Source organism: Streptomyces chumphonensis, from assembly GCF_014779715.1.
Lineage (GTDB): Bacteria > Actinomycetota > Actinomycetes > Streptomycetales > Streptomycetaceae > Streptomyces > Streptomyces chumphonensis.
Window position 1 is genome coordinate 302,458 of record NZ_JACXYU010000004.1, and the last position, 10,616, is coordinate 313,073.

The window sequence follows — 10,616 nt, forward strand, 5'->3', positions numbered from 1 at the left end:
ACATGCTGGGCATGGTGGTCGACGCCACCGGCAGTGGCATGTTCCTGCCGCTGTCGCTGTTGTACTTCCACCACGTGACCGACCTGCCCCTGACCCGGGTCGGCACCATCATGACGGCCGCGGCCGTCCTCGCGCTGCTCAGCAACCCGGCCGCCGGCGTTCTCATCGACCGCTTCGGGGCGCGGGCCGTCCTGGTCGGCGGCTACCTGCTGCGGGCGGTCGGCTTCTGTGCCTACCCGCTGGTCGACGGCGGGTACGCGATGTTCGGGGTGCTGCTGCTCGTCGGCCTCGGGGACGTCTCGTTCCCGCCCGCCGTACAGTCCTTCGTGGCGGAGATCGCGCGCGGCACGGAACGCGACACGCTGCTCGCCGCGCAGCGCAGCCTGCGCAACGCGGGGCTGGGCGTGGGCGGTCTGGTCGCCAGCGGGCTGCTCGCGCTCGGCAGCGACTCGGCGTACACGGTGATCGTGCTGGTCGTCAGCGCCGGGTACGTCTCCGCGGCGCTGCTCATCCGCACCATCGGGACGGGGAGCGGGGCCGCGTCGGCCGCCGGACGCCCGCCCGTGCCGGGCAGCGGCTTCCGCACGGTGATGCGGAACCGGCCGTTCATGGGGCTGACGGCGCTGAACGTGCCGACGGCGTTCGGCTACATGGTGCTGTCGGTGAGCCTGCCCGTCTACATCACGCGGGAACTCGACGCGTCCCACTCGCTCGTGGGGGTGCTGTACGCGGTCAACACGGTGTGCATCGCGCTGCTCCAGATCCCGGTGACGCGCTTCCTCGTGCGGTACCGCAGGACGCGCGCGGTGGCGCTGGGCGCGGTGGTGTTCGCCGGCTCCTTCGGCGGCTTCGCGCTGCTCGGCGTCCTGTCGAACGGGACCACGCTGATCGTCGGCGTCTTCGTCGCGACGGCGGCCTTCACCGCCGGTGAGCTGATGCACGGGGCGACGGCCTCCGCGCTGGTCGCCCAGGCGGCCCCGGAGGCGACGCGCGGGCGCCACATGGCGGTCTACCAGCTCTCCTGGGCGGTGCCGATCGCGCTGGCCCCTGCGGTGCTGACGGCCCTGCTGACCCTGTCCCCGACGGGCATGTGGCTGCTGCTGGCGGCCGGGGTGACCGTCTCGGCGGTGGGGATGGTGCGGCTGGAGCCCCGGCTGCCCGCGCACGCGGTGCGGCCGGACGCGCCTGCGCCCGCCCGAACGGCGGATCCGGCGGGGGCCCCGGCGGGGTCGGCGGTCCCGGCGCCCACCGCGCCACCGGGACGGTCGGCGGGCGGGAAACGGCGCGTTCGGGTGTGAACCGCGTCGGGAGGCGACTGTCAGAGGCGGGTGCGAACCTGACGCCGAGGGGATCGACGCGAAAGGACATCGCCATGATCACTACGGACTTCACACCCGGCTCGCCGTCCTGGCTGGACCTGGGTGCTCCCGACATCAACACCGCCACCGCCTTCTACCGTTCCGTCTTCGGCTGGGACACCGAGACGATGGAGGGCGAGGACGGCGAGGTCGGCTACGCCATGTTCCAGGAGGGCGGCAAGTACGTCGGCGCCGTCGGCAAGCTGGAGGAGCAGGGCGCCCGCTCCGCCTGGATGGTCTACTTCGGCACCGACGACATCGACGCCACGACGCGGGCGGTGGAACGCCTCGGCGGCACGGTCCGCGTCCCTCCGATGGAGGTACCGGGCGAGGGCAGGATGGCCCAGTACACCGACCCGCAGGGCGGGCAGTTCGCCGCCTGGCAGCCCGGGACGGACGGGTCCTCCGGCCTGCAGCTGACGGACGCCCCCAACAGCCTGTGCTGGACGGAGCTGATGACCACGGACGCCGCCGGGGCCCGCGACTTCTACGGCGAGGTGTTCGGCTGGCGGTTCGACGACATGCCGCTCCCGGGGAACGCGGAGGGCACCTACACGTGCCTGACGCCGGCCGGTCAGCCGGAGGAGCGGATGCACGGCGGGCTGATGGAGCTGCCCGCCGACGCCTTCGCGACGACGGGCGGCACGCCCTACTGGCACCCCGTGTTCGCGGTGGAGGACGTGGACGTCGCCGTGGCCCGCGCCCAGGAGATGGGCGGCATGCTCCGGATGGGGCCCGACGACGCCGAGGGCGTCGGCCGCATGGCGGTCCTCGTGGACGAGGCGGGGGCCGACTTCGTGCTGCTGAAGCCCCAGCCGCCGCAGTGAGGCGGCGTCCGCCCGCGCCTCAGGCCGTTCCGCCCGCGCCTGCGACCGTCTCGCCCGAGGCTGCGACCGTCTCGCCCGAGGCGAGGGAGTCGAGGTAGGCGTCGGCGGCGCGGTCGAGCAGGTCGGCGGCCTCCGTCAGGTTGCAGGTGACGGCGAAGCGTTCCATGCGCAGGCCGGTGCGCTCCTCGATGATCGTGCCCAGCTCGGTCAGGGCGAGGGAGTCCATGTCGAGTTCGGCGAACGTCGCGTGCGGATGCAGGTTCATCCGCGGGAGGCCGAAGGTCTCGTGCAGGATCTCCACGAGCAGGTTCAGGGCCACAGACATCGCATTCCCCTTCCGGGACGGTCCGACGGCGGCGCGGCGGCAGCGGGCCGACGCGCGGGCTCCACGATGCAGGCCGCCGTGGCGCGCTCCCGGTAGCGTGCCGTCCCCGTCCCGCCGTCTTCACCCTCGTGGGCCATCCGCCACGGGCCGGCGGGTTCCGGGACGGGGCCTGCGGGGGCACGGGCGTCGGATCCTCGCGGGTGCGCCTGTCGAGGTGATCGGACGCAGCGGATCGGACGGCCCGGGGCGGCGGCGCGGGGTTCCGACTCGGTTGCCGTGGAGCGGAGTTGGCGCTCGTCCTCGGCCGTCCGGGCGGTTTGGGGGTGCGTGGCGGCGGCTCGCACGGATGGCTCACCCCAGGTGTGAAAAGGGCGGTTTGGTGCGAAATTGCAGTTGATCACATTTACCCCCTCGACCTGGAGGAGAGACATGACCCGCATCCGTACCCTGGCCGCCGCCACCGCCATCGCCGCCTTCGGCGTGATGGCCGGCGCGGGGACCGCCGCCGCCTGCGACCGTGGCGGCGACGCATACGAGACGGAGATCACGACCGTCGTGAACGCCTGCAACTCGTACGGCGACCAGTACGGCCTGATCAACCTCTCCGGCGGCAACGTCTGCGTCGACTTCGACTGACGTACCGCGCACCACACGGCTGCCCCGGACCGAACGGTCCGGGGCAGCCGTGTGTCGTCGCCGGATCAGTGCCGACCGCGGGCGGTGCTCGACGCCCCGCTGAACAGCCGGGCGACAGCCCGGAAGGGCAGGGTGACGAGGGTCGCGAGCGCTCCGCCGATGGAGCGCAGTACGTCTGCGATGGCCCTCAGCATGATGGTGCCTCCGTCCTGGTCCGCAAGGGGTCCGTGCCCAGCGCGTGCCCGGCGCGGCCGGACGGAAACCCGTCGGCGGGGCGGCCGGTCAGTCCGCCGCCCGGAAGGAGCGCAGCCGCATGCTGTTGGCCACGACCGAGACGGAGGAGAACGCCATCGCGGCTCCGGCGATCATGGGGCTCAGCAGACCGGCCGCGGCCAGCGGGAGGGCCAGGACGTTGTAGCCGAAGGCCCAGACGAGGTTCGACCGGATGGTGGCCAGCGTCCTGCGGGAGAGCCGGACGGCGTCGGCCGCGGTCCGCAGGTCGCCCCGGACGAGGGTGAGGTCGCCCGCCTCGATGGCGGCGTCGGTGCCGGTGCCCATGGCCAGCCCCAGGTCGGCCTGGGCGAGGGCGGCGGCGTCGTTGACCCCGTCGCCCACCATCGCCACCGAGCGTCCCTCGCTCTGGAGCCGCCGCACGACGTCGACCTTGTCCTGCGGCATGACCTCCGCGATGACCTCGTCGATGCCCACCTCCGCGGCGACCGCGCGGGCGACGGCGGTGTTGTCGCCCGTCAGCAGGACGGGGGTGAGGCCGAGCCCGCGCAGCCGCCGAACGGCCTCGGCGCTGGTGGGCTTGACGGCGTCGGCCACCTCCAACAGGGCCCGGACCTCGCCGTCCCACGCGACGGCGATCACGGTCCGGCCCCCCGCCTCGGCCTCGGCCTTCGCGGCGGCCAGGGGTTCCGGCAGGCGGAGCGACCACGCGGCGAGCAGCTTCTCCCGACCGACGAGGACGGCGTGCCCCTCCACGACGCCCTGCACGCCGAGGCCGGGGACGTTGCCGAAGTCCTCGGGCCGGGGCAGCTCCCCGACGCGCTCGGCGGCCGCCGTGGCGACGGCCCGCGCGACGGGGTGCTCGGAGGCGTGCTCCAGGGCGCCGGCCAGCCGCAGGACCCGCTCCTCGTCCTCGCCCTCGGCGGTGCGGACGGCGAGCAGCGTCATCCGGCCGGTGGTGACGGTGCCCGTCTTGTCCAGGACGACGGTGTCGGCCCGGCGGGTCGTCTCCAGGACCTCGGGGCCCTTGATGAGGATGCCGAGCTGGGCGCCGCGCCCGGTGCCGACCATGAGGGCGGTCGGCGTGGCCAGGCCCAGGGCGCAGGGGCAGGCGATGATCAGCACGGCGACGGCGGCGGTGAAGGCCGCCGTCAGCCCGGCGCCGCTGCCCAGCCAGAAGCCGAGGGTGCCCACCGCGAGCACGATGACGACGGGCACGAACACGGCGGAGATGCGGTCGGCCAGGCGCTGCGCGGCGGCCTTGCCGTTCTGCGCCTCCTCCACCAGCTCGGCCATGCGCGCGAGCTGGGTGTCCGCGCCGACGCGGGTGGCCCGTACGACGAGCCGTCCCCCGGCGTTGAGCGTGGCGCCGGTGACGGCGTCGTCCACGGACACCTCCACCGGGACGGACTCGCCGGTCAGCATCGAGGCGTCCACGGCGGAGGAGCCCTCCACGACGACGCCGTCGGTGGCGATCTTCTCGCCGGGGCGGACGAGGAAGTGGTCCCCGACGGCGAGCTCCGCCGTCGGGACGCGGTGCTCGCGGCCGTCGCGCAGGACGGTGACCTCCTTGGCGCCCATCTCCAGCAGCGCCCGGAGGGCCGCACCGGCCCGCCGCTTGGAGCGGGCCTCGAAGTACCGGCCGGCCAGGAGGAACGTGGTGACGCCCGCGGCGGCCTCCAGGTAGATGTTCCCCGCCCCGTCGCTGCGCGAGATCGACAGCTCGAAGGGGTGCGTCATGCCCGGTGTCCCGGCGGTCCCGAGGAACAGCGCCCACAGGGACCAGAGGAACGCGGCCGAGGTGCCCACCGAGACCAGGGTGTCCATCGTGGCCGCCCGGTGGCGGGCGTTGGTCACGGCGGCCCGGTGGAACGGCAGCCCGCCCCACACCACGACGGGGGCGGCCAGCGTCAGGGACAGCCACTGCCAGTACGTGAACTGCAGGGCCGGGATCATGGCCAGGGCGATGACCGGGGCGGACAGCACGGCGGAGACGATCACCCGCTGCCGCAGCGCCGCCAGCGCGTCCGGACCGCCGCCCGGGGCCTCCCCGGTGTGGGGTCCGCCGAGGTCGGGGGCCGGGCCGCGGGGTGGGGGCTCGGCCGCGGTGTAGCCGGTGGCCTCGACCGTGGCGATGAGATCGGCCACGGCCACGTCACCCCCGTAGGTGACCTTGGCCTTCTCGGTGGCGTAGTTGACGGTGGCCTCGACCCCGTCCATGCGGTTGAGCTTCTTCTCGATCCGCGCGGCGCACGAGGCGCAGGTCATGCCGCCGATGGCGAGTTCGACCTCGGCGGTGCGGGAGGCGGCGGTGGTCATCACGGCTCCGGACGTCGGCTGAACAGTTCCAGGGTACCCGGGAGGGGTAACCAGTTCCTCCATTGATACCCCTAGGGGGTATGAAACGCAAGCACGGGGGCCGGGGCGCCGGGCAACGCGAACGCCCGCCCGGTCGCGGTCGACCGGGCGGGCGCGGGGAGGAACGGCCGAGGGCCTACTTCTCCAGCGTCGGTTCGGCGAGGACGCCGACCAGGTTGTTGTCGCAGCCGCTGGGGTCCATGTCGATGCGGACGCGCAGCACGTCCGTGACGTCCACGCTCATCTCCTGCGGGCGGCCCAGGGTGAGGGCGCGGGTGGCGAGCTGCTTGCCCTCCGCGTCGCTGATGGTCAGCTGCAGCTGCTCGCCCGCCGTGGAGGTGTCGGTGACCCCGGCGACGAAGGTCAGCGTCCTCCACCCGCGCTGGAGGTCGTACTCGGTGACCGAACCGCAGCTGTGCCGGGTCAGGAGCGCGTCCGCGTAGAACGTCGTGTCGAGCGTGGCCGTGGCCTGCTCGAACCCGCCGTTGTCCTGGATCGGCTGGAGGAGCGTCAACGGGATCTCGTCGCGGTCCTCGGGGACGACCGGCGGCTCCGAACTGGCGGCCGGGTCGGGGCTCTCCGCCCCGGGGTCGTCCTGCGGGCCGGTCGGGGTGGGCGTCGCGTCGGCCGGGACGTCCCCGGCGTCGTCGGTCTCCTCCGGCGCGGCCTCCTCGGGGGTGTCCTCACCCTCGGGGGCGTCCTGGCCGGTCCGGCCGTCCTGGGAGGCCGCGGCGTTCTCCTTGTCGCCGCCCAGGTACGTCGTCGCCACGAAGGTGCCCGCACCGGCGAGGAGGGCCACGGCGAGCACGACGGAGGTCACGAGCAGGGCCCGGCGGGACTTCTTGCGCGCGGGGGCCGGGGGGTGGGCGCCGTGCCCCGTGGGGCCGGGCACCGGCGTCGGCGCCGTCGCGTAGGGGTTCGGCTGCGGCACGCCGGGCGCGCCGGGGTACCCGTACCCCGTACCCGCCGCGTACGGAGAGGCGGCCCGGGTGGGGACGTGCGCGGGTGCGTGCGGGCCCGCCGCGGAGCCGAGGACGAACGTCGGGTGGTCGGGCCCGGGGTCCGGTGCCGGGGGCGGCGACGGCTGCTCCGCCGGCGCGGGGATCGCCGGGGGTGCCGCCGCGTCCTGTGGCCCCGCGTCCTGTGGCCCCGCGTCCCGCGGTCCGGCGTCCTGCGGTCCCGCGTCCCGCGGTCCGTCCTGCGGTCCGGCGTCCTGCGGAGCCGCGTCCGGGGGTGCCGGGGCGTGGGACGGGGTCGGGGGAGCCGTGGGCCGGGCCGGGGCCGGGGCGGCGCTCGGCAGTGGCGGTGCGTCAGGCCGAGCGGGTGCCGCCTGACCGGCGCTGGCCGCGCCTCCCGCGCCCGCCGCCCGCGAGGTGGACGACGTCGTGGTGAAGACCGCCCGCCGCAGCCGCTTGACCCAGGCGGACAGGGAGTCGGGCCGCGTCGCCGGATCGGCCGCGAAGATCGCCAGCACCTCCTCGCGGCTCTCCTCGTCCAGCACCGCGAGGGAGGGCAGCGCGCGGAACTGGCCGCGGACCTGCTCGGGGGTGCTCGCCGGGGACTCGCCCGCCAGCAGGAAGTAGGCGATGGCCCCGAAGGCGTACCGGTCGGTGGCGGGCGTCCGACGGCCCTCGAACACCTCGGGGGCCGCGAAGCCCGGGGTGAACCAGACCTCGGCCGTCTGGTGCTCGGCGGTCAGTTTGCTCAGCCCGAAGTCGACGAGGGTGGCCTGGCCGTGGGCGTCGATCATGACGTTGCCGGGGGAGAGGTCGCCGTGCACGACGACGCGGCCCGAGGGCGTGCCCTTGCCCAGGTGCAGCCAGTCGAGCACCTCGGCCAGCTGCTCCAGGTAGCGCAGGGCCTCGCGGCGCTCGGTGACCGTCTCCAGGCCGTGCTCGGCCCGCCAGTCGCGCAGGTCCAGCCCCTCGACGTGGTTCATCACGAGGCACAGGGCGCGGCCGGGCGGGTTCCCGGCCTCCCCGGACCGGTGCGGTGGCAGCCCCTCGAAGTGCTCGCGGATGCCGACGACCCCGAGCCGGTGGACGAAGCGCAGCAGCTCCGCCTGCTCGCTCCAGCGCGTGCTGATCTTCGTGAACTCCTGCGGCCGCATCGTCTCCTGGGTGTCCAGCACCTTGACCACGACGGGCTCCGCCGCGCCGCCGAGCTGGATCTCCGCCAGGTACAGCACGGCCTCGCCGCCCCGACCGATGGAGCGCAGCAGTCGGTAGCGGTCCGGCGCGGACTCAGGACCGATGTAGAGACTGGTGTCCAACTCTCCCCCGTTGCTGATCTCAGGGCGAAGTCTCTCCAACTCCCCCTGGCCGTAAGCCCTGTCGGCGCGGGTCACTGTAGTGGAACGCCCGGACCCGGCGGGGGCGGGTCCGGGGGCGGCGCTCGGGGAGACCCCCGTCTTCCGCTGCGGGGACCGACCGGGGATCATGGGAGTCATGACTACCGCGCACGAGAACTCGGCGGCCGGCGGGCCGAACCCCGCGAAGGTCGTCGCGGACGGACAGATGCGGGACGGCGTCCTCGTCGTGGCCGTGACCGGTGAGGTGGACCTGGACGCGGCCCAGGAGCTCAGCCGTGCGCTGGAGGGCGGGCTGGAGGGCCCGGCGTCCTGTGTGGTCGCCGACTTCAGCCGGGTGACGTTCTGCGACTCCACCGGGCTCAACGTGCTGCTCCGGGCCCACCACGGCGGAGACCTGCGGATCGCGGGCCCGCCGCCCTCCGTCACCCGGCTGCTGGAGCTGACCGGCGCGGACGCCGTCCTGCGCGTCTACCCGGACGTGGCGACGGCGGTGGCCGGGGGCTGACACGAGCCCCGGCCACCGCCGCGGGTGGTCATCGCGCCGGCCACCTGCGGGCGGCCGTTCCGCGCGGTGGGTCAGCGTTCCGTCAGCAGCCCCTTGCGCAGCTTGCCGAGGGTGCGGGACAGCAGGCGGGAGATGTGCATCTGGGACAGGCCCAGCTCGGCACCGATCTGCGCCTGCGTCATCTCGTCCCCGAAGCGCATCTGCAGGATGCGGCGCTCGCGGTCGTCCAGCTCGGCCATCAGGGGCCGCAGGGACTCGAAGTTCTCGACGCCCTCCAGGGCCGGGTCGATCTCGCCGATCCGGTCGGCGACGCTCGGGCCGCCGCCGGTCTCACCGGTCTCGTCGCCGCCGGCGTCCAGCGAACCGGCCGTGTAGCCGTTGCTCGCGACGACGCCCTCGATGACCTCGTCCTCGCTCAGGTCGAGGTGCCGCGCCAGCTCGGCGGTCGTGGGGGCGCGGCCGAGGCGCTGCGCGAGCTGGTCGCCGGCCTTGGCGAGGTCGATGCGCAGTTCCTGGAGCCGCCGGGGGACGCGCACCGACCAGCTCGTGTCGCGGAAGAAGCGCTTGATCTCGCCCATGATGTAGGGCACGGCGAAGGTGGTGAACTCCACCTCGCGCCCCGGGTCGAACCGGTCGATGGCCTTGATCAGCCCGATCGTGCCGACCTGGATCATGTCCTCCGTCTCGGCCGCGCGGTTGCGGAACCGGCGGGCGGCGTACCGCACGAGGGACAGGTTGATCTCGATCAGCGTGTTCCTGGCGTACTGGTACTCGGGGGTGCCCTCTTCCAGCGTCTGGAGCCGGTCGATGAAGAGCCGGGTGAGGTCCCGGGCGTCCATGGGGGCGACGGCCTGCGCCTCGCTGACGCGCGGCAGACCCGCCTCCGCCGCCACACTCCCGTCCTGCGCGGCCGGCGCCGCGCCGGTGCCCTCCTGGACCGCGTGCGTCGACGGTGCGGCCGTTGCCATGGTGCTCACGAAAGCCCTCCCTGGATTCGTTCCGTGGACGGCGGTCCGCCTACCCCCCATTTCCATGACCACACGCCCCCGAGCGGCCACCTTCACAGAAGCATCACACGATCTCCACATCGGACCGGGGTGCCGCGCGGGCCCTCCGAGCGGGGGCTTCCGGCCTGCGGGGCGGGCGGTTCGCCGCTAGCGTGATGCCGTGAGGGCTCCGGACCGGGAGCCGGCGAGCGGAAGGCACGGTCATGCCCGCACGACCTGAGGGCGTCCCCTGCTGGGCCGACATGATGGTGGCGGACCTGGACGCGGCCGAGCACTTCTACGGCGAGCTCCTCGACTGGACGTTCGTCGACGGCGGCGACGCACTCGGCAACTACACGGAGGCCCGCTCCGACGGCGCCGCCGTCGCCGCGCTGGCACCGCTGCTGCCGGGCCAGGAGGACTGGCCGACCACCTGGACGCTGTACTTCTCCTCCCGGGACGCGGACGCGACCGCCGAGCGGGTGCGCGCCGGGGGCGGCGCCGTCGTGATGGGGCCCACCAGCATCTTCGACATCGGCCGGATGTGCGTCGCCCGCGACCCGGGCGGCACCGTGTTCGGCGCCTGGCAGGCCGGGCGGCACCCGGGGTTCGGCAAGCGGGGGGTGGCCGGTGCGTTCGCCTGGGCCGAGGTGCGCACCGGTGCGCCCGAGGCGGCGGACGCGTTCTTCCCGGCCGTCTTCCCCTTCACGGAGCGCCCGCTTCCGGTGGCCGGGGGCGACGTGGCCGGCTGGGAGGCGGACGGGGAGCTCGTCGCCGCGCGTCGCCGCACGACCGGCGTGCCCGCCACCGGGCCGCCGGCCTACGTCGACGTGCACTTCGGCGTCGCCGACTGCGACGAGGCCGTGGCCGCCGTGGAACGGCTCGGCGGGGAGGTGCGGGCGGGCCCCGCCGACGGCCCCTTCGGGCGGGTGGCCGCCGTGGCCGACCCGTGGGGCTCGCCCTTCTCCGTCATCGACCCCGCGCGCCGCGCGCCGTAGCCGCCGACGCACCCCCGGTCGCTTTCGGCGACCGGTTTCGGACACAGGTTTCACCGGACAGCCGGGACGGGCAGTAAGGGT

The 10,616-nt window shown here is 74.4% G+C and carries 10 protein-coding genes; 5 read left to right on the forward strand and 5 right to left on the reverse strand.

The window, feature by feature from the left end:
• The first annotated feature begins 2 nt into the window (after positions 1–2).
• Positions 3–1,298, forward strand: a complete 1,296-nt coding sequence (locus IF129_RS11280) for an MFS transporter (RefSeq protein ID WP_191209423.1) — start codon at positions 3–5, stop codon at positions 1,296–1,298.
• Between the two features lie 74 nt (positions 1,299–1,372).
• Positions 1,373–2,185, forward strand: a complete 813-nt coding sequence (locus IF129_RS11285; protein ID WP_191209424.1) for a VOC family protein — start codon at positions 1,373–1,375, stop codon at positions 2,183–2,185.
• A 19-nt stretch (positions 2,186–2,204) separates the two neighbouring features.
• On the opposite strand, the gene IF129_RS11290 is transcribed toward IF129_RS11285, so the two are convergent.
• A complete protein-coding gene (locus IF129_RS11290; protein WP_191209425.1) occupies positions 2,205–2,510 on the reverse strand; it encodes an acyl carrier protein in 306 nt (101 codons plus the stop codon).
• Between the two features lie 429 nt (positions 2,511–2,939).
• Here IF129_RS11290 and IF129_RS11295 point away from each other — a divergent pair, with 429 nt between their 5' ends.
• Positions 2,940–3,146: a hypothetical protein gene (locus tag IF129_RS11295; protein ID WP_191209426.1), complete on the forward strand. Its 207-nt coding sequence runs from the start codon at positions 2,940–2,942 to the stop codon at positions 3,144–3,146.
• A 65-nt stretch (positions 3,147–3,211) separates the two neighbouring features.
• Here IF129_RS11295 and IF129_RS26710 read toward each other — a convergent pair whose 3' ends face one another.
• From IF129_RS26710 to IF129_RS26280, 3 genes are all read right to left on the reverse strand, one after another.
• On the reverse strand, positions 3,212–3,340 hold the full coding sequence (locus IF129_RS26710; protein ID WP_263576212.1) for an LPFR motif small protein: 129 nt from the start codon (positions 3,338–3,340) through the stop codon (positions 3,212–3,214).
• A gap of 88 nt (positions 3,341–3,428) precedes the next feature.
• A complete protein-coding gene (locus IF129_RS11300) occupies positions 3,429–5,696 on the reverse strand; it encodes a heavy metal translocating P-type ATPase (RefSeq protein WP_191209427.1) in 2,268 nt (755 codons plus the stop codon).
• A 175-nt stretch (positions 5,697–5,871) separates the two neighbouring features.
• Positions 5,872–8,007: a serine/threonine protein kinase gene (locus IF129_RS26280; RefSeq protein WP_224754750.1), complete on the reverse strand. Its 2,136-nt coding sequence runs from the start codon at positions 8,005–8,007 to the stop codon at positions 5,872–5,874.
• Between the two features lie 175 nt (positions 8,008–8,182).
• On the opposite strand from IF129_RS26280, the gene IF129_RS11310 reads away from it, so the two are divergent.
• Positions 8,183–8,551: an STAS domain-containing protein gene (locus IF129_RS11310; protein WP_224754751.1), complete on the forward strand. Its 369-nt coding sequence runs from the start codon at positions 8,183–8,185 to the stop codon at positions 8,549–8,551.
• A 71-nt stretch (positions 8,552–8,622) separates the two neighbouring features.
• On the opposite strand, the gene IF129_RS11315 is transcribed toward IF129_RS11310, so the two are convergent.
• Positions 8,623–9,519, reverse strand: a complete 897-nt coding sequence (locus IF129_RS11315; RefSeq protein ID WP_191209542.1) for a SigB/SigF/SigG family RNA polymerase sigma factor — start codon at positions 9,517–9,519, stop codon at positions 8,623–8,625.
• Between the two features lie 242 nt (positions 9,520–9,761).
• Between IF129_RS11315 and IF129_RS11320 the strand changes: the two genes are divergently transcribed.
• On the forward strand, positions 9,762–10,535 hold the full coding sequence (locus tag IF129_RS11320; RefSeq protein WP_191209428.1) for a VOC family protein: 774 nt from the start codon (positions 9,762–9,764) through the stop codon (positions 10,533–10,535).
• Positions 10,536–10,616: the final 81 nt, after the last annotated feature.